The sequence below is a fragment of the Pedobacter sp. genome, from assembly GCF_031119335.1.
Lineage (GTDB): Bacteria > Bacteroidota > Bacteroidia > Sphingobacteriales > Sphingobacteriaceae > Pedobacter.
In genome coordinates, this window is record NZ_JAVHXT010000001.1 from 419,866 (window position 1) to 438,227 (window position 18,362).

Annotated in this window: 16 protein-coding genes; 8 read left to right on the plus strand and 8 right to left on the minus strand. The window is 37.1% G+C overall.

Going from position 1 to position 18,362, the window contains the following annotated elements; translation table 11 throughout:
* Positions 1 to 697: 697 nt before the first annotated feature.
* Together serC and REI64_RS01770 are read left to right on the plus strand one after the other, a co-directional pair.
* Positions 698 to 1,765 carry a 3-phosphoserine/phosphohydroxythreonine transaminase gene (serC, locus tag REI64_RS01765; RefSeq protein WP_308848362.1) on the plus strand — a complete coding sequence of 356 codons (1,068 nt, stop codon included), beginning with the start codon at positions 698 to 700 and terminating at the stop codon, positions 1,763 to 1,765.
* A 3-nt stretch (positions 1,766 to 1,768) separates the two neighbouring features.
* Positions 1,769 to 2,722, plus strand: coding sequence for a D-2-hydroxyacid dehydrogenase (locus REI64_RS01770; protein WP_308848363.1), 954 nt, complete (start codon positions 1,769 to 1,771; stop codon positions 2,720 to 2,722).
* Between the two features lie 239 nt (positions 2,723 to 2,961).
* Here REI64_RS01770 and REI64_RS01775 read toward each other — a convergent pair whose 3' ends face one another.
* From REI64_RS01775 to REI64_RS01795, 5 genes are all read right to left on the minus strand, one after another.
* Entirely contained in the window at positions 2,962 to 3,504 is a 543-nt protein-coding gene (locus tag REI64_RS01775) for a hypothetical protein (protein ID WP_308848364.1), read from the minus strand.
* A 65-nt stretch (positions 3,505 to 3,569) separates the two neighbouring features.
* A complete protein-coding gene (locus REI64_RS01780; RefSeq protein WP_308848365.1) occupies positions 3,570 to 5,441 on the minus strand; it encodes a T9SS type A sorting domain-containing protein in 1,872 nt (623 codons plus the stop codon).
* Positions 5,442 to 5,450: 9 nt separating this feature from the next.
* Positions 5,451 to 7,280 carry a T9SS type A sorting domain-containing protein gene (locus REI64_RS01785; RefSeq protein WP_308848366.1) on the minus strand — a complete coding sequence of 610 codons (1,830 nt, stop codon included), beginning with the start codon at positions 7,278 to 7,280 and terminating at the stop codon, positions 5,451 to 5,453.
* Between the two features lie 24 nt (positions 7,281 to 7,304).
* On the minus strand, positions 7,305 to 10,010 hold the full coding sequence (locus tag REI64_RS01790; protein WP_308848367.1) for a T9SS type A sorting domain-containing protein: 2,706 nt from the start codon (positions 10,008 to 10,010) through the stop codon (positions 7,305 to 7,307).
* A 114-nt stretch (positions 10,011 to 10,124) separates the two neighbouring features.
* Positions 10,125 to 10,904, minus strand: a complete 780-nt coding sequence (locus tag REI64_RS01795) for an SAM-dependent chlorinase/fluorinase (RefSeq protein ID WP_308848368.1) — start codon at positions 10,902 to 10,904, stop codon at positions 10,125 to 10,127.
* A gap of 104 nt (positions 10,905 to 11,008) precedes the next feature.
* Here REI64_RS01795 and REI64_RS01800 point away from each other — a divergent pair, with 104 nt between their 5' ends.
* The 6 genes from REI64_RS01800 (at position 11,009) to REI64_RS01825 (ending at position 15,153) form a co-directional block, all read left to right on the plus strand.
* Positions 11,009 to 11,971: a PhoH family protein gene (locus REI64_RS01800; RefSeq protein ID WP_308848369.1), complete on the plus strand. Its 963-nt coding sequence runs from the start codon at positions 11,009 to 11,011 to the stop codon at positions 11,969 to 11,971.
* Positions 11,971 to 12,246, plus strand: a complete 276-nt coding sequence (locus REI64_RS01805) for a hypothetical protein (RefSeq protein WP_308848370.1) — start codon at positions 11,971 to 11,973, stop codon at positions 12,244 to 12,246. The genes REI64_RS01800 and REI64_RS01805 overlap by 1 nt, the downstream gene beginning before the upstream one ends.
* 186 nt (positions 12,247 to 12,432) lie before the next feature.
* The gene (locus tag REI64_RS01810) at positions 12,433 to 13,383 is read left to right on the plus strand and encodes a phosphoribosylaminoimidazolesuccinocarboxamide synthase (protein WP_308848371.1); all 951 of its coding nucleotides are present in this window, start codon (positions 12,433 to 12,435) and stop codon (positions 13,381 to 13,383) included.
* A 97-nt stretch (positions 13,384 to 13,480) separates the two neighbouring features.
* Positions 13,481 to 13,867: an STAS domain-containing protein gene (locus REI64_RS01815; protein ID WP_308848372.1), complete on the plus strand. Its 387-nt coding sequence runs from the start codon at positions 13,481 to 13,483 to the stop codon at positions 13,865 to 13,867.
* Positions 13,868 to 13,876: 9 nt separating this feature from the next.
* A complete protein-coding gene (locus REI64_RS01820; RefSeq protein WP_308848373.1) occupies positions 13,877 to 14,788 on the plus strand; it encodes a ribonuclease Z in 912 nt (303 codons plus the stop codon).
* A 173-nt stretch (positions 14,789 to 14,961) separates the two neighbouring features.
* On the plus strand, positions 14,962 to 15,153 hold the full coding sequence (locus REI64_RS01825; protein WP_308848374.1) for a cold shock domain-containing protein: 192 nt from the start codon (positions 14,962 to 14,964) through the stop codon (positions 15,151 to 15,153).
* A 461-nt stretch (positions 15,154 to 15,614) separates the two neighbouring features.
* On the opposite strand, the gene REI64_RS01830 is transcribed toward REI64_RS01825, so the two are convergent.
* Genes REI64_RS01830 through REI64_RS01840 form a run of 3 tightly spaced genes read right to left on the minus strand, consistent with a single transcriptional unit; the run spans position 15,615 to position 18,314 of the window.
* Entirely contained in the window at positions 15,615 to 16,568 is a 954-nt protein-coding gene (locus REI64_RS01830; RefSeq protein WP_308848375.1) for an MlaD family protein, read from the minus strand.
* A gap of 60 nt (positions 16,569 to 16,628) precedes the next feature.
* A complete protein-coding gene (locus tag REI64_RS01835) occupies positions 16,629 to 17,405 on the minus strand; it encodes an N-acetylmuramoyl-L-alanine amidase (RefSeq protein WP_308848376.1) in 777 nt (258 codons plus the stop codon).
* A gap of 30 nt (positions 17,406 to 17,435) precedes the next feature.
* Positions 17,436 to 18,314 (minus strand): N-acetylmuramoyl-L-alanine amidase, encoded by an 879-nt coding sequence (locus REI64_RS01840; protein WP_308848377.1) that lies wholly within the window; start codon positions 18,312 to 18,314, stop codon positions 17,436 to 17,438.
* Between the last annotated feature and the right edge of the window lie 48 nt (positions 18,315 to 18,362).

Genomic DNA, 18,362 nt, shown 5'->3' on the forward strand with positions numbered 1-18,362 from the left:
AGATTGGGCTAAAGCAAGACGGCAATGAATTTGAATTTCGTAGACCCAGTTAGTGATAACACTGACTAGAGGCAGATCGCCTACGATTTAAATCGTAGGCTAAAGTGACATATTCTAAGAATAGACCATTTCAACGGTTTTATAATTGTAATATTTCTACATTTTATGAACATTTAAGTGCTTGCAAAGCAGTAGGAATTGCGAATCGTTATATGTTCTAGTCTGTAACATTAAGTGTTTTGCAATGTTGCGAGTTAACTAAACCCGGTTGAAGCGAGCACGATCTCATCCTATCGTGTGGACACATCTCGTTCCTCCCCCCTTGAATCCCCCTCCAAAGGGGGATACGCAGCGCTTAAGCATTTTGCATATCCCCCTCTTCGAGGGGGCAGGGGGAGGAAAATGACATTTGCTAATATTTGTGTCCACACGATCCCGATCTCATCGGGAGAAGTAAGCGTAAAACGGGACTAGTGAAACCGAAGAATTACCGAAATTGATTTTCAAAAAAAAAAGACACTGAATTTCACTGTTTTACTAGTCTGCTACAAGTTAATATACTATCATAATTGGTTAATATAGTAAAACTGTGTTTTTCGTTTTTCTCAAACGTTTGTCATGTTAGTTATTTAGTTGATAAAAAAGCCGAATATTTAATGTCAAAGTGTTAATTTTACGCCAATCAAAAACAATAAAAATGAGACATAATTTTGGAGCTGGTCCATGTATTTTACCGCAAGAAGTTTTTAAGCAAGCTTCTGCTGCAGTACTAGATTTTAAAGACGGATTATCAATTTTAGAAATCTCGCATCGCTCACCTGAATTTGACGGTGTGGTAGCGGAGACAGTAAAATTGGTAAAAGAACTTTTGAATGTGCCTTCCGGATATTCAGTGCTGTTATTACAAGGAGGAGCGAGCCTGCAATTTTCTATGGTGCCGCAGAACTTACTGCCAGAAGGCGGAACCGCTGCTTACTTAGATTCGGGCGTTTGGGCAAGCAAAGCCATCAAAGAAGTGAAACACTTTGGCAAGGCTAACGTGGTAGCTTCTTCTAAAGATGCCAACTACACGTTCATTCCTAAAGATTATGTAATTCCAGAAGATAGTGCTTATTTCCACTACACTTCTAACAATACTATTTACGGTACAGAGTTATTTGAATTGCCGGTAACTAAAGTTCCCGTGGTTTGCGATATGTCTTCAGATATTATGAGCCGTGAAATTGATGTTGCTAAATATGATATCATTTACGCTGGTGCACAAAAAAATATCGGCCCCGCTGGTTTAACTTTAGTAATTATTAAGGATGAAATTTTGGGTAAAACTGGAAGATCAATTCCTTCGATGTTAGACTACAAATCGCATATTGATGGTGGTTCTATGTACAATACACCTCCGGTTTTCTCAATTTATACAGCAATGTTAAACTTAAGATGGTTAAAATCTAAAGGTGGCGTTGCCGAAATGGAGAAAGAAAATATCGCGAAAGCAAAAGCATTGTACACGGAGATAGATAGAAACTCACTTTTCAAAGGAACTTGTGCTGTTGAAGATCGTTCTCGTATGAACATTTGTTTCGTGATGGAAGATCCAGAATTGGAGAAACCTTTTGCCAAATATGCTGATGAAAATGGTTTTGAAGGTCTAAAAGGACACAGAAGCGTAGGTGGTTTCAGGGCATCGATGTATAATGCACTGCCAATTACAAGCGTACATGCGCTAATAGATTTAATGCAAAGTTTCGAAGAACAACACAAAAAATAAAAAATGGCTAGAATACTTGCCAATGATGGCATAGATCCAATAGGAAAAAAATTATTAGAAGATGCTGGTTTTACAGTTGATACACAAACTGTTCCGCAAGACCAATTAATTGCCGCGTTGCAAAACTACGATGGTTTAACCGTTAGAAGTGCAACCAAGGTTAGAAAAGACGTTATTGATGCTTGTCCGAACCTAAAATTAATTGGTAGAGGTGGTGTTGGTATGGATAATATCGATGTAGAATATGCTCGTTCGAAGGGAGTTACAGTTGTAAATACACCTGCAGCTTCATCTTTGTCGGTTGCAGAATTGGTATTTTCTCATTTATTTACTGGTGTGCGTTTCTTGCAAGATGCTAACCGTAAAATGCCTGTAGAAGGTGGTGCTAAATTCAACGATCTTAAAAAAGCTTATGCAAAAGGTATTGAGTTAAGAGGTAAAACTATCGGTATTATTGGTTTTGGTAGAATTGGTAGAGAAACTGCTGCGGTAGCTTTAGGTTTAGGAATGAACGTACTAGCTTACGATTTATTCCCGTTTAGCGGTAACATTACTTTGAACCTAACTTTAGGTATTAAGGTCGAAATTCCGGTAACTACAGTGTCTTTAGAAGAAGTAATAGCAAACAGTGATTTCATCTCTTTACATACGCCATTTGCCGATAAACCAATTTTAGGTGCTGCAGAGTTTGCTGCAATGAAAAATGGGGTAGGTGTGGTAAACTGTTCACGTGGTGGTACTATTGATGAGCCAGCTTTAATAGAAGCATTAAACTCGGGTAAGGTTTCCTTCGCAGGTTTAGATGTTTTCGATAACGAACCAACTCCGGCTGCTGCGCTTTTAGCACATCCTAAAATTTCGTTAACACCACATATTGGTGCTTCAACTAACGAGGCACAAGAACGTATAGGTACAGAATTAGCTAATTTGATTATCGATCATTTTAGGAAAGCATAAAGCTTAAAGCTAAAAGACTAAAGCGCATTTAGATAGCCTGCTGTTTGGCTCTTTCTGCTTTGGTCTTTTAGCTTTCTGCTTATTTCATCGAATTTGTCAAAGCCCAGTATCTAAACCCTAGCACAGCTTTTTGAAAAGTGCTCAACTTCATTGGATCTTCTTTATATAACGATGGCATTACTAAATTGTTGAGTTTGACTAATGCCTTAAAAAATGCTCTCAAAAACGCTCTCTTCATATTATAAAACTTTAATTTCACTACTCGGCTCTTTAGCTTTCATTGCTTTGTTTTTTCTATAGATAATGAAAATACAAACCGCTGTTGAAACAACAAAAAGCGCCAAAAAAAGTTGTAAATAATCTGCATTTTTACCAATTTTCTGATTGTAAGTCAACAATTCTTCATTCTTTACCTGCAAATCTCTGATGGTCTTTTTATAACTGTCAATTCTTACTTGACTATGGTCAATATTTGTTTTTACTTCCTGAAATTGTAAGTCTTTGTAGTCTAATAGCACTTTTAATTCGGTGAAAATGTTGTTGTCATTAATAGCGATCTGTCTTAAGATCTCATTTGAATTTTTAATATCCCTTTTAGTTTGAAAGCCAAAAATTCCTGTTCTGGCATTCAAGCTTTCATCATATTGTCCAAAACGGGCACTTCTTTCAGCCAACATGGCGTTAATTTTATTGCGTTGTAGCTGGTAGGCTGTGGTGTCTTGTGCTAATAAGTTAAGGCAAGAAGCTAGCAAAAACAGGAAAATAAGATATGTTGTCTTCATACCAAATTCGCAATCAAAATTTATGCCTTATTTGCTAGTGTTTTAGTTTTAATACGCAAGCCTTCTCATTTCTTTACAAGTTTTTGGATAATGGTTTCGCTGCCAACTAATTTTAAAAGATAAACACCATTGGCATAATTACTTAATGACAGACTAAGCTCAGATTCGTGAGGTTTTATTTTAACCTTCTGTAGTATTTTGCCGTTCATATCTACCAAAGTTAAAATGCTGTATTTTCCAGCATCAAATATTAGGTTTACAAAGTTTTGGGTAGGATTTGGAAAGATTTGAAACTTTGGTGTATTTAAGCTAAAGTTAAGCATTCTTACACCAAGTTCATTTTGATAACCATTATTATCTACTTGCACCAGTTTATAATAGTTATTGCCATTAAAAGGGCGGGTATCGTGGTATTCGTAGGTACTTGCCGTTGATGAATTGCCAGCGCCGGTTATTGTTGCTAATGCGGTAAAGTTCGATTCGTCTTTGCTACGATAGATGACGAACATTTTATTGTCTCTTTCTGAACTAGTTTGCCAAGCTATTTTTGCTGTGTTTTGTTGCGCTTTTACCGTGAAACTAAGAAGGGAAACAGGAAGTATGGGAGGATCTCCCTGAAATTCATAAGCTCCTAGATCAATTATACCTCCATTATCAAGTTTGTATACCCTAGCATTCCCTGCTATATCTTTTGTTTGGTTACTAAGGCCATTATATAAATCATTGCTTCCTGTATTAATGGCTATGCTGTTTGGTTTCAAAGCGTAGTTGCCAGCAATTGTAGGCGCAGTTTGGAAAGATTCGGGAGCTGTAAAGATAGCAGCGGCAGTTAAATCTAAAGGAATATTATTGATATTTCCAATAGTACTTCCCTCTATTAAATTGTTACTACTGTCGAAATCTATGCTTCCTAATATCGATTGTGAAGTGTTATTACCCCATACAATGCTATTGTTTATTAATACGATAGGCTCTGTACTGAGATTTGATATTCCTCCACCATTTTGAGCCCAGTTTCCGCTAATAGTTACGTTGGTAAGTTGAGGATAGGAAAAATGCCAATTACGTATTCCGCCTCCATGAAAACCTCCTTTATTTCCGATGATGGAAACACTGTGTAAATTGGGAGAGCCATTCCAATTGAATATTCCACCTCCTTCAAAGTTTGACGAATTGCCACAAATAACTGAATTGGCTATTAAGGGTGATGAACTTACATTTGCTAAGCCTCCGCCAACATCACTTGAATTCTCTGAAATAGCTACCCTCATCAAAGTGGGGTATGCGTTATCGTTATACATGCCTCCACCAGCAAGGACTGCCATATTCCATTTGATGGAGATATTATTTAAATGTGGCGAAGAGAACATATTTAGCATTCCTCCTCCGTATTGATGTTCAATTGTTAGTCCGTTAACAATAGACCTTGTATCGCCACATGCGTTGCCACCTATAATAGAAAGACCATCTAGAAGAGCATTTTCAACATTACCCACTGATAGAACGACATGGTATGCTGGAGTTCCGCCTAATGTTTCGCCATTTAGCACAGTGCTATTAACAAGATGATTGCGATCAGACATGTCAGGGTTTCCTGTGTTTGGGAAACCGCCGTATAGTTGTACATTATTCACCATTAAGAATGTTGCATTTTCATCTCGGGTTATGGTGTTTGTACTCGGGTGTATTGTTGGTTTGTAGCTGCCTTCGGCAATATAGACTTTTAAAGGATTATCTGTATTCCAAAGATTTGAATCTTTATTAGCCTGTGCCCACTGTAGAACAGTCGCTAAATTAGCGGCAACACTCCAAGAAGCACCGCTACCTGTTGCGTTTTCACGTACATAAATGATGTTGTTGTTGGGGATAATTTGAGCTTTTGCTTTATAAGTTAAAGCCCCAAGAAATACCACTAGTAATTTTTTAATATTATTCATATCACTATTTTAAAGTTTAATGAACTTTATTTTTGTATTGGATAGTACCATGAAATATACGCCAGGTTTTAGGTCTTCTACATCTATTTGTTGCTCAACAATGTTTGCCACTTTCACTTTTTCGCCATTGGTATTATAAATGTTCACTGTTTTTTCTTGCGAAGGACTTACCAGATTGATAGATTTACGGGTAGGGTTAGGGAAAAAAGAGATTTTGGTTTGTTCTAGGTCAAAAGAAACATTTGATACATCACTATAGCTATGGTCTCCGTTAAAATCAACTTGTTTCAACCTGTAATAGTTTACGCCTGCTTTAGGTTGCTTGTCTATGAAAGAGTAATTGTCGGGAATATTATTTCCAGGCACAAAGCCAATTTTCCCAAACTCTTGTTCTCCATATTTTCTTTCAATCTCAAAGCCTTTGTTGTATCGTTCGGTTTGTGTTTGCCAGTTTAATGTTACGGTATTAGAGGTCTTCTTGGCTGTAAAACTGCTAAGTCTAATCGGGAGTATAGGGGGGGCTCCCTGAAATTCATAAGCTCCTAAGTCAATTATGCCTCCATTATCAAATTTATAAACCCTGCTGTTCCCTTCTAAATCTTTTGTTTGATTATCTAGACCACTATATAGGTGGTTGCTGCCTTTATTAATAGCTATGCTACCATTTCTTAAGCCATAAAGCCCTGCAATTGTAGGAGCATCGATAGAAGGCTGTGGAACGATAAAGATATCTGTAGCCTTTAGTCCGCTAGGTATGTTGGTTGTGGTAGTGCCTTCAATTAAATTGTGACTACTAGCAGCATCAATCAGTCCAAATATGGTAGTTCCACTATTCCCCCAAACAATACAGTTTTGTAGTTTGGGCATCGACATATCTTGAGTTTCTATTGCGCTACCACCAGTATTAGATCGATTTCCGCTGATAGTTACATTAGTTAAAATCGGTGAAGAATGAGCGGTGTTAAATAATCCACCACCAGACAAGTCACTTAGGTTTCCGGTTACTGATATGTTATTTAGTGTGGGTGAGGAATTTAAATTCCACATTCCTGCACCATAGAAACCTACTTGATTACCAGCTATATTTACATTTGTCATGCTTGGAGACGAGTACCAATTGGCTATTCCGCCACCCATTGATGCATGATTTTCAGCTAGAATAACATTATTTAGCGAGGGTGATGATTGGCGATTGCAAATCCCACCACCTATTTGCCCTGAGTTCCACCTAATAAACACATTAGTTAATTTAGGTGAAGATGAAATATTAAGCATCCCACCGCCATCTGAATGATTAACTAGCTCCCCATTTACAACAATATCAATATTTGTATCTGCATGGCCACCACTTATTGCAAAACCGTCTAAAACTACATTTTCTAGGCTGCCAACAGCAAGTACTACGTGATAAGCAGGGAATCCACTTTGTGTTTCGCCATCTAGAAGTGTACCATTTTCTGTCCAATTTCGATCAGCCATTGTTGGTGTACCTCCATCTGGAAAACCACCATACAATTCCACATTTTTAACCATCAAAAAGGTGGCGTCTCTGCCATTTGTATGCGTGTTTGTACTAGGATGAATGCTTGGTTTATGAAGACCTTTAGCTACGTAGATTTTTAATGGATCGCTACTATTCCATAGGTTATTATCTTTGTTCGCTTGGGCCCACTGTAAGGCCACAGCAAGACTGCTTGGCGTGGCCCATGAGCTACCATTTCCAATGCCATTTTCCTTAACGTAAACAATGTTGCTAGTAGGAACTACTTGCGCATTAACAATTAATGTTGAAACAAGTATAAAAGCGAATATCCAAGTTTTTTTTAAAAATTGTATCATGCTGTAAGGGAGATTTTTAGCATTTTATGCTTTAATAAACTTTATTTTTTTGCCTGCAATAACAATAAAATACACACCATTTTTCAGTTCTTGTATATTTATCAGATTTCCAGATATTTTAATCTCTTTCACTTTTTGTCCCGATGCGTTATAGATGATGGCGGTTTGTTGCTGGTCGATGTTTGTAATATTGATGTAGTTGCTCGCTGGGTTAGGATAAACCGAAATCATGTTCTCATCAATTGATAAGTTAACGCTTACCACATCGCTATAGCTGTGGTTTCCGTTAAAATCAAGCTGTTTCAATCTATAGTAGTTTACACTAGCTTTAGGCTGTTTGTCTATGAAAGAATAATTGCTGGGAATATTATTTCCACTTACAAATCCAATAGTCTTAAACTGTTGTTCGCCATGTTTTCTTTCAATCTCAAAGCCTTTATTGTCTCGCTCCATTTGTGTTTGCCAGTTTAATGTTATTGTATTTAAAGCCTTTTTGGCGGTAAAGCTGCTGAGCCTGATTGGGAGCACACCAGTGTCAAAGCTTTGCATAAAAATGCCATTGGCATTATAGGCGGCGTAAAGTTGTCCTGTTTCCGAAATTACCAGCGAGATTTGATTTAAACCCCCAGACGAAAGATGTCCCTGTTCCCCAACTAATTTCCAGCTGTTGTTATGGAATCGCTTGATGACTGCTCTGCTGTTCTGTGCTTTTTCAATATAAGCAATGTAAGGTGTGCCATTACCTTCTACCGCAATTGATAGCGCTTCTGGATTGTGTTCGTTCTCTTCAATTTCACCTATCGAAACCCATTCTGGTCCAGATTTGTTGAACGAAAAATTGTCGTCGCTAATAATGTTTTTTGAAACTGATGCTTTGTTCGTTTCCAAGTCTTTATAGCCTACAATTACATTGTTGTTAGGATCTATCGCTATTGATGGAAAGGCGACTCGAGACGTAGTAGCATTTCCTGTACCAATGTTGGTCCATGTGTTGTCGTTCCATCTTACAGAAGTAAGTTCATCATTGTGGTTAACGTAGGCAATTACTGGGTTCCCTTGATTGTCGAATGTGGTAGCAATACTTTTTGCAGGAGAGGAGAAACCTTGCCCTCCCAAATAGTTCCATACTTGATTGCTTGGGTTGTACTTCATTGTAGAAATTCTATTTCCTCTTGCTTCATCAATAAATGTGATAAACATTTCATCGTTACGGTTTATATTCAGGAACGGGTCTTTAACGCCTCCTTCAGAAAAACCTGCCGCACCATATACTTGCCAGCTGTTAGCCCCCTGGTTATATCTCATCACTGTAGCTTTTCTTTCGTGGTCGCCATCGGAAAAGCATACAAATGGTACGCCCTGGCTGTCAAATGTCATCGAAATGCCCTCGACCGTGCCCGTAGAAAAACCTTCGGGTCCAAGGTTTGACCAAACAGTTCCATTGAGTTTTCTAACTGCAGCTTTTCTGCCAGTTTTCTCAGAATATGCTACGTGAGGAATCATATTTCTATCCATTACATTAACAATACGTTCTGTTCGTGTGGCATCAATTCCAGGATTATCAATAATCTCCCAAGTGTTGTTGCTAGGGTTAAAAGTTCGAGTTGACATATACGGGCGCACATTCCTATCGGTACAGATCAAGCTGATTTTTCCTTCTCTGTCGCTAAGCAAGGTGTTTTCGTAAGTTATGCCAGTAAAATGAGGGGTGCCAACAAATTCAAAATATCCCGCTTGTCTATTGAATTTTGCGACAGATAATCTACGTATATTTGAGTTTCTTATGCCAGAAATGTATATGTTGTTATCCTTGTCGATATGCATGAATGTTTCATCGGAAATGCCAGAAAACAAAGCGCTAGCATCAGTCCAATTTTGGTCTGTTCCTAAGCGTTTAAGCGTTATTCCATCTTGATGCACTACGCATACATAAGGTACGTTTTGTCTATCAATATCAAAAAGGACATCTCTAGTGCCCCAACCAACCAAAAGTTGGTTGCTAATATTTTGCCATGTGGCTCCATTAAGTCTGCTAACCACTACGTTTTTAGTATTAGTGGTAAAGTTGTGTGAATAACAGATTGTGGGAACATTATTGTGATCAAACAATAATTTAATGTAGTCTGTATTATTTCTAATACCTATAGACTGATTGCCAATATCTATCCATTCATTATTTTGAAGCTTCTTTATGAAAATGGCAGATTCTGTAGATTGGTACATGATATAGGGGACATCGTTTTGATCTAACGCCAATGAAATACGATTCGCTTGATATTGCGAATATAAAGTGCCGTTAAAACCCCCAAGTTGTTCTAACTGGTTGTTAGGGCCAATTTTATACACCAAAATATTCCAAGGCGTGCCCCACTGCTTAACGGCAACTATTGGTAAACCGTCTTTAGTAATGGCAATGGCAGTAGCTATTGCGCCGCCACTCATTGGCGAAAAAGACCGAATATCTTCCCAAATTCCTGTAGTTCTATTCAGCTTTCTAACGTATACCGAGGTGTATTGGCCATGATAGGCCATAAACATATCTCCATTGGTATGTATCGCCGTAGATATGTTTTGCATCATGTAATCTGATGTACGTGTACTGTTCGGTAAGCCAATAGGTATCCAGTTTTGTGCTTTACTTTGGGTGGCTAACAGTATAATAAAAATACAAACGAAAGTTGTAGAGATAAGGTAGTTGTTAAAATACCTTAAAGCAAGTTTTTGAAGCATAAGAAATAGTTATTGTACATATGATTATGATGTACAAAAATATTTCATGTAATAGGGGGATTTTATGGTATTGTTACCGGGCTTTTAGTTTAAGTAGTATTACTTAGCGAGTAGCTACGGATGAAACTCTACCCTTACAATATCATTGAGGTGCAAGCCTAACAAACCGCTTGCTTTACCTTTATTGATAGCAATCTCTAAATGGTTGCTAATACCAAACAGACAAAGCTTTTCACCCTCGGGCACCTCGTTATAATGCCAGCTCAGTTGTGTAATGGTTTCACTCTTTCTAAAATACAAAGTGAAATCGCGATTACGCTGAACTTTTGTGAACAGATCTTTGGTAATATTGGTAATTACGTTGTTAAAGGTATCGATAAAAATTACACTGCCTCTAATGATATCCCGTTCTATAACAGGGTGTAATAGCATTCTTTGCTCAATATTATCAGCATGGATACCGATTTCTTTCAGTTTACCGCCTTTGGCCAAATGTACCGCGGCTTTTACTAAAATATCAACCAAGGGAAAGTGTAAAAACTTCAAATCCTGCATGATATTTAGCTCTACCAACTCGTCGGGCTGTTCATCAAAAAGTAGTGAGAAAATTCCGTTGTCTGCGCCTACAAAGTAATGATCTTTATAGCGCAGTGCTACATATTTAGTGTTTTCGTTAAAAACAGAATCAATTCCAATTAAGTGAACGGTGTTTTTAGGAAAGTAGGTGTACGCATTCTTCAAAACAAAAGCAGCGTACGAAATGTTGAAGGCAGGTACTTCGTGAGTGACGTCTACAATATTAACATTTGGTAGGATACTCAGGATACTGCCTTTTAAAGCAGCCTGATAGAAATCCTTCGAGCCCAAATCTGTCGTTAATGTTATGATCGCCATTAAAAATTAAATTTTTATGCTTATTCTTGCGTATAGGTAAATTGCCTACAAATATTCAAATTTAAATCGAATTACATAGGGCGCAACTTAAAAAAGACAATATTTTGAACGAAATAAAATTGATACTAGAGACCACCGATCAAATACAATTTTGGGGTGCGAACAATGAACATTACGAGTTAATCAAAGCTGCATTTCCGAAGCTTAAAATCGTAGCTCGTGGTAGTGAAGTAAAAGCTTTGGGTGACGAAGCAGAGCTGAAGAAGTTTGAGCAGAAGATGAATGCTTTGGTGGCTCACCTAGATCAGTTCAGAACATTATCAAGTAATGATGTCGATTCTATTTTAGGCTCTAAAAAATCTGCCGAAACATCTCCCGAAACAACTGCAACTGCCCCAATTAGTAGCGGCGAAGTTATTGTGTATGGCAATCACGGCTTAATGATTAAAGCACGAACCGCCAACCAGCGCAAAATGGTAGATAGCATTAATAAGAATGATGTGTTGTTTGCTATTGGGCCTGCTGGAACGGGTAAAACCTATACCGCGGTAGCGTTAGCTGTTAGAGCACTGAAAAATAAAGAAATCAAACGTATTATTTTGACTCGTCCCGCGGTAGAGGCGGGGGAGAGTTTGGGTTTCTTACCAGGAGATTTAAAGGAAAAGGTAGATCCATATTTACGTCCCCTGTACGATGCCCTAGAAGATATGATTCCACCAGATAAGTTAAAGCTGTACCTAGAGAACAGGACTATCGAAGTTGCCCCATTGGCGTTTATGCGTGGGCGTACCTTAGATAACTGTTTTGTTATTTTAGATGAGGCGCAAAACTCTACAGATCTACAGTTAAAGATGTTTTTAACTCGTATGGGGCCAACAGCAAAGTTCATTGTTACTGGCGATATTACCCAAATTGACTTACCTAAAAAGGCACAATCTGGTTTGCATAATGCGCTTCGTATTCTAGGAGATATTAAAGGTATCGATATCATTTACCTAACTGGAGAAGACGTGGTACGCCATAAATTAGTGAAACAAATCTTGAAAGCTTACGGAGATATCCAATAATGAAAAGTATCAGCTTAAATGAAAATTTAACTTTGGTAATTGAACCTGTGGAAAATAAGATTAGGCTGGTGGTTGTAAAAGCGGATAATGAACTTGCTTGTAGGATAGAGCGAGTAAGTAAACTTAAGGCATTTCTAGCTGGTAACGATCAGATGTTGTTTAAAGGTCGTCTTCAGCTTGTTAAGTTAGATGGTGAGGTTGAAATTATTGTTAATAAAATTTCAATAGGAAGAATTGCTTTAAATAGCTTTAGTCAATTATTAAGCAATATTTGAATCTTAACCTAGCAAATACGGCCAATAAAAAATGATGATAATGTCCGAATGTTAGTTTGAATATGCTGTCTTCGGACTTTTTTTATGGTCGTAGCTATATAAACTCAAAATAGACGACTCTAACCTCAACCTCAATCTCAACTCTCCATCTCAATACTCATATCTTTTTCCTATTTTTATACCCTCATGAAAGCAGTAAAAGAAACCCAATTTACTTTCCCAAAACAGAGTAGTTTTTATAAAGGCAAAGTACGCGATGTATATACTATTGATAATCAGTTGATGGCAATGGTGGTGACCGATAGAATTTCGGCATTTGATGTGGTTTTACCAGAAGCAATTCCTTATAAAGGTCAAGTGCTTAATCAAATTGCGGCAAAATTTTTATCGGCAACAAAAGATATTGTGCCTAATTGGGTTTTGGCTACGCCAGATGAAATGGTAACCATTGGGCGTATTTGCGAGCCGTTTAAAGTAGAAATGGTAATTAGAGGTTACCTAGCTGGTCATGCAGCTCGCGAATATGCTTTAGGCAAACGCGAAGTATGCGGAGTTGCTTTACCTGATGGATTGAAAGAAAACGATAAACTACCTCAGCCAATTATTACCCCAACTACAAAGGCTGCTGTGGGACACGATGAAGATATTTCAAAAGAAGATATCTTAGCCAAAGGCATTGTATCAATGGCGGATTACGAGAAATTGGAGGCTTATACCCATGCATTGTACCAAAGAGGCGTAGAAATGGCCGCAGAGCGAGGTTTGATTTTAGTAGATACGAAGTATGAGTTCGGTAAAGTTGGCGATGATATTTATTTGATCGACGAAATCCATACACCAGACTCATCACGTTATTTTTATGCGGAAGGTTATGCCGATAGACAAGCTGCTAACGAACCTCAAAAACAACTTTCAAAAGAGTTTGTACGTAAGTGGTTAATCGAGAATGGTTTCCAAGGTAAAGACGGGCAAGTGGTGCCATTAATGACCGAAGAAATTGTTGAATCGATTTCAGATCGTTATATTGAGCTTTATGAGCAAATAACCGGGGAGAAATTTGTGAAAAATCCTTCGGAAAATATTTTAGATAGGATAGAAGAGAATACAAAAACTGCAGTTGAAAAGTTGTTGTCATAAACAGTTTTCAGTTGGCAGTTCGCAACAATTAACCAATTAAACTATTATTCAGTTAACCAGTTAAACAATTAAAACAGTTAACCCAAAAATAAAACTTATGAAATTTAGTGTAGATAAGCACGAGAAATACGTAGTGTTGAAATTAGAGGAGCCGAAATTCACTAACGATAATACACCCGCTTTAAAATCTGAGTTTGTTCTGTTGAATACAGAAGGCTATAGAAATATTGTTTTAGATTTATCTGCTGTGAAAGAGTGCGATGATGCGCAAGATTTGAGCGCATTACTTGCTGGCGATAGACTTTGTAAAGCTGCTGATGGTATATTTATTGTTTGCTGTGTAAATAAAAGCATTGCACAAATTATCCAAATGTCAAACCTTCATCAATCTGTTACGTTTGTTAATAAACTAGACGAAGCAACAGATCTGATTTTCATGGAAGAGATCGAAAAAGAGCTTCGCGGAGGAGTGGACAAAGGGTAATTTTATTGAATGAAATTTGAAGTAACGATTCTAGGTAGCGCTTCAGCTACACCAGTTTATAACAGAAATCCAACGGCGCAATTGCTGAATTGCAATGAGCGCCATTATCTAATTGATTGTGGCGAAGGAACACAACAACAATTGATAAGGTATGGGTTTAAGGCTTCTAAAATAGATTTTATATTTATTAGCCATTTGCATGGCGATCATTTTTTTGGTTTGGTAGGTCTGCTATCGAGCTTACACTTAAACGGACGTACCAAACCCCTACATCTTTTTGCTCCACCAGCACTTAAAGATATTATCGATTTACAATTCTTGCATTCTGATACGCATTTGCGCTATCCAATTAATTTTTATCCACTTAATCCTGCTAAACCAGAGGTGATTTTTAAGAATAACGATGTGATTGTAGAAACGATTATTCTAAATCACCGTATTCCTTGTACTGGTTTTAAGTTTACAGAGAAAAAGCGTTTAAGGAAGCTCATTGTAGAGAAGTTAGAGCAAGATGCGGTTCCTATCGAGTATTATCCTATGCTTAAACGAGGTGTAGATATAGCTTTACCTGATGGCAGAAACATCAAACACTTAGATTATACTACAGACTCTGCTACACCTAAAGTTTATTGCTATTGCTCAGATACCATGTACGATGAGCGTTACTTTGCACAAATAGAAGCAGCTGATACTTTATATCACGAAGCCACATTTTTGCATGAAATGTTAGATAGGGCAAACGAAACCCATCATACCACTGCACAACAAGCAGCAGAAATCGCTACAAAAGTAAAGGCAAAGAAGTTGCTTATTGGTCACTTTTCTTCGCGATATAAAACTTTGGAAGGTTTATTAGAAGAAGCCCGAAACGGATTTGAAAGCACCGAATTGGCAACTGAAGGTAGAACTTTTGAGATATAAATAATTGAGGCGAACACCTTTATTATTCAATAAGACATCTTTAAAAGCATTTAAACTGCATTTAGTTAGCTTTGTCATTAAGCTTTACTAAACTTTAATTTTATTTATTTTTTAAAATTTACTGATTTTCAATAATTTATGTTTAGGTTTGCGTCATATTAAAAATGAATATAATGCAACAAGGAACAGTAAAATTTTTCAATGAGACAAAAGGTTTTGGATTTATCGTACCAGCAAATGGCGATAGTGAAATTTTTGTCCATGTATCAGGTTTGATCGATGCAATTCGTGAGAATGATTCGGTAAGCTATGATGTAGAGCAAGGCAAAAAAGGCCTAAATGCAGTAAATGTTAAGATAAGCTAAGATATTATCCTTCATACATTGTTATGAGCATCCGCTAATTTAGTGGATGCTTTTTTTTGTAGTTTATTTTAAGAAGCTGTTTAAATTTCCTTTGCAAAAAATACAGGTGTCATGTTGAGCTCGTCGAAACATTCTTCATCAAGTAGTCTTAGATACCGATTAAATCCTATCGTGTGGACACATCTCGTTCCTCCCCCTTGAATCCCCCTCCAAAGGGGGACACGTAGCGCTTAAGCATTTTGCATATCCCCCTCTCCGAGGGGGCAGGGGGAGGAAAATGACATTTGCTAATATTTGTGCCCACACGATAGGATTAAATCGGCACAGGCTAAGCTCAGACTGACAAATGAAAAAAATCACTAAAATTTTGACAGCTTCTTAATGTCAAGTATTTAAATAAAAAAAGCGAAGACTTTACATTTAAGTCTTCGCTTTTTTAGCCAAAGATTATTCAGCTATTATTATTTATCCTTTTTATTTCCGCCTCCAAATACCGAGAAGTGTACATAACGCTTAGGATTTGCCTTTAAATCAATCATTAATGCATCTAAATTCTTCGAAGCATTATTTAGGTTGTCATACATCTGTTTGTCGTTTAGTAAGGCACCCAAGGTACCTTTGCCGTTCTTCACATCACTTAGTATGGCTTGTAAGTCGGCCATTGCCTTATTAGCGTTATTAACCGTCTGCTCAAAGTTTAACGCAGCAACTTTATCAGTAACTGTATTTAAGTTATTCATCACGGCATCAATCTTAGCTCCATTACTTTTAAAATTCGCGGTAATTGCTTCTACGTTCGATAAGATAGCAGATAGTTTTGAGCTTTCAGCACCTACCAAAGCATCAACTTTTTTAGATGTAGATTCTAATGAACCAAGCGTACCGGCAATGCTAGTAAAGCTCTTATCTATGTTTTTCTGTAAATTAGGATTTAAAATGGTATTAACACTAGAAAGGATGGAATCCATTTTTGTAATGATCAGCTCTGCTTTCTTTTGTACTGGTTGGAAAGTTTCCATTAAGCCCTTTTCTACGTTGGTTTCTAAATAATCACCATCTTCTGCAAAATTTTTATCATTACCTAACGTTAGAACAATGGCTTTGCTGCCTAGTAAATCGGTTCCTTCTAAACGAGCAATGGTGTTTTTCGGAATTTCGTATTTGCCGTTTATTTTCAAGGTTGCTTTAATAGTTGCATCTGGTTGCAGTTCCAATGCAGCAACTCTACCAATTTGATAACCATTGATTAAAACAGGTTTTGAAACTGTCAATCCATCAACCTGCGAATATCTAGCAAACAAAATCGTTTCGTTAGAAAATATACTGTTCCCTTTTAAAAAGTTATATCCGATAATGAGTAGGGCAATAGAGAAGGCAGCTAGTACACCTACTTTAGTTTCGTTTTTTATTTTCATTTGTGTTGTAGCGATTTATTGATGGGTATTATAATCGTTTTTTGCTAATGTCAGCAAGCTTTAATTTTCAACTTCTTTTTTATATTGTTTTATGGCATTCACTATCGCCATTACAATTTCTTCCTGTCCTTCGTCTGAGTTAATATATTTCTCTTCGTCTCTGTTAGAAATAAAACCAATTTCTGTAAGTACCGAAGGCATAGCTGCACGCTGTAATATTAACAAACCTTGCTCTTTAACACCTCTATTAACCCTTTTGTTTACTTCTGTATAATTTTTTTGAATATGGCTAGCCAAAGCTAAGCTTTTTGAACGATAAAGCGACTTATATAACGACAACAAGATTACTTCTTCTGGATCTGTTGGATCATAAGTGCCTTGTTTTTTGTAGTTTTTATCTTTAATGATTTCCTCGTTTTCCTTTAAACCTGCATCCATCTCATTGATACGTCTATACGCACCAACAAAAGTTTCAGTGCCACGTACATGTCCATTTCCTGGAGGCATAGAATTACAGTGTATCGAAATAAACAAGTCGGCTTTGGCATCATTGGCAATTTCCGCTCTGCGATACCAATCTACATCTACATCTGTTTTACGGGTTTGTATAATTTTAATGCTTGGCAATTCTTCTGCTAACTTATTTCCTAATTTAAGTGCTACCTTTAAAGCTACATCTTTTTCCCAAGAGTAAGCACCCTTTGCACCTGGTTTAACGCCGCCATGCCCTGCATCAATTACAATGGTTTTAATTTTATAGCCTTGTGCAAAAACGCTAGAGAACGAAAAAAAAGTTAATAAAAAAGTGAGGAATAGTAAGCTATTTTTTAATCGCATTTTGTGTGTTTTTTGCAAAAATACAAATTATTAGATTTCTACACTCAATTTATATGCCTGAATAGCTTTTAGTAAGCAATTTGTAATCTCAATTTGACCAGCTTCCGAGTTCATGTAGTCTTCTTCGCCAGGATTTGACAAGAAACCAATTTCTGTAAGTACTGCAGGCATCCCAGCTCTGGCTAATACCGCTAAGCTCTTTTCCTGCACGCCTCTATTTACTCTTCCAACCTTTACATATTGATCTTGTATCGATTTGGCGAACTTTAAACTTTGTGTTCTAAAGGTGTTTTTCATTAAAGATAGAATAATTGCACTTTCCGGATCTGTAGCATCAAAACCTTCGTAATTCTCCTTATAGTTATCTTCTAAAAAGATAGAAGCATTCTCACGTTTGATAGCTTCGTCTTGTTCGTCTATTCTGCCAGTACCAGATACAAAGGTTTCTGTACCTCTTGTAGAAGTGCTTTTGGCATGTCTGGTCTTATAAATTGGAATTTTCTTGCCTTTTTTACTCTTGGTATAACCGCTAATATAGCGTTGTGTAATTACAGGCATATCATTGCAGTGTATCGAAATAAATAAATCTGCCTTAACCTGATTAGCTAAACCGATACGCTCATAAAGCGGTACAAAGACATCTTCTGTTCTGGTATAAACTACCTTTACATCTGGTAAAGTTTCTTCAATTAGCTTGCCTAAACGTAATGCTGTTCTAAGTGCAACATCTTTTTCTGTAGAATAGGCGCCTCTGGTTGTTCCATCTTTCCCTCCATGGCCAGCATCAAGCACAATTGTTTTTATTTTGTATTGTTGTGCAAATGACTGATTTACAAGTGTTAATGTCGTTAAAATCGAAAATAAGACAATCAATATTTCTTTTGCTCTATTCAATGGTATATTTTTCATTAATTTTGAACGTTTTGTGGTAAAGATTATTGCAAAATAAACATTCAC

Bases quoted from the DNA above. Each gene is read 5' to 3' on its own strand.
- REI64_RS01810 (WP_308848371.1), top strand. From the start codon at position 12,433: ATGAAAGCAGTAAAAGAAACCCAATTTACTTTCCCAAAACAGAGTAGT.
- REI64_RS01790 (WP_308848367.1), bottom strand. From the start codon at position 10,010: ATGCTTCAAAAACTTGCTTTAAGGTATTTTAACAACTACCTTATCTCT.
- REI64_RS01770 (WP_308848363.1), top strand. From the start codon at position 1,769: ATGGCTAGAATACTTGCCAATGATGGCATAGATCCAATAGGAAAAAAA.
- REI64_RS01780 (WP_308848365.1), bottom strand. From the start codon at position 5,441: ATGAATAATATTAAAAAATTACTAGTGGTATTTCTTGGGGCTTTAACT.
- REI64_RS01785 (WP_308848366.1), bottom strand. From the start codon at position 7,280: ATGATACAATTTTTAAAAAAAACTTGGATATTCGCTTTTATACTTGTT.
- REI64_RS01830 (WP_308848375.1), bottom strand. From the start codon at position 16,568: ATGAAAATAAAAAACGAAACTAAAGTAGGTGTACTAGCTGCCTTCTCT.
- REI64_RS01820 (WP_308848373.1), top strand. From the start codon at position 13,877: ATGAAATTTGAAGTAACGATTCTAGGTAGCGCTTCAGCTACACCAGTT.
- REI64_RS01805 (WP_308848370.1), top strand. From the start codon at position 11,971: ATGAAAAGTATCAGCTTAAATGAAAATTTAACTTTGGTAATTGAACCT.
- REI64_RS01825 (WP_308848374.1), top strand. From the start codon at position 14,962: ATGCAACAAGGAACAGTAAAATTTTTCAATGAGACAAAAGGTTTTGGA.
- REI64_RS01840 (WP_308848377.1), bottom strand. From the start codon at position 18,314: ATGAAAAATATACCATTGAATAGAGCAAAAGAAATATTGATTGTCTTA.
- REI64_RS01775 (WP_308848364.1), bottom strand. From the start codon at position 3,504: ATGAAGACAACATATCTTATTTTCCTGTTTTTGCTAGCTTCTTGCCTT.
- REI64_RS01815 (WP_308848372.1), top strand. From the start codon at position 13,481: ATGAAATTTAGTGTAGATAAGCACGAGAAATACGTAGTGTTGAAATTA.
- REI64_RS01795 (WP_308848368.1), bottom strand. From the start codon at position 10,904: ATGGCGATCATAACATTAACGACAGATTTGGGCTCGAAGGATTTCTAT.
- serC (WP_308848362.1), top strand. From the start codon at position 698: ATGAGACATAATTTTGGAGCTGGTCCATGTATTTTACCGCAAGAAGTT.
- REI64_RS01835 (WP_308848376.1), bottom strand. From the start codon at position 17,405: ATGCGATTAAAAAATAGCTTACTATTCCTCACTTTTTTATTAACTTTT.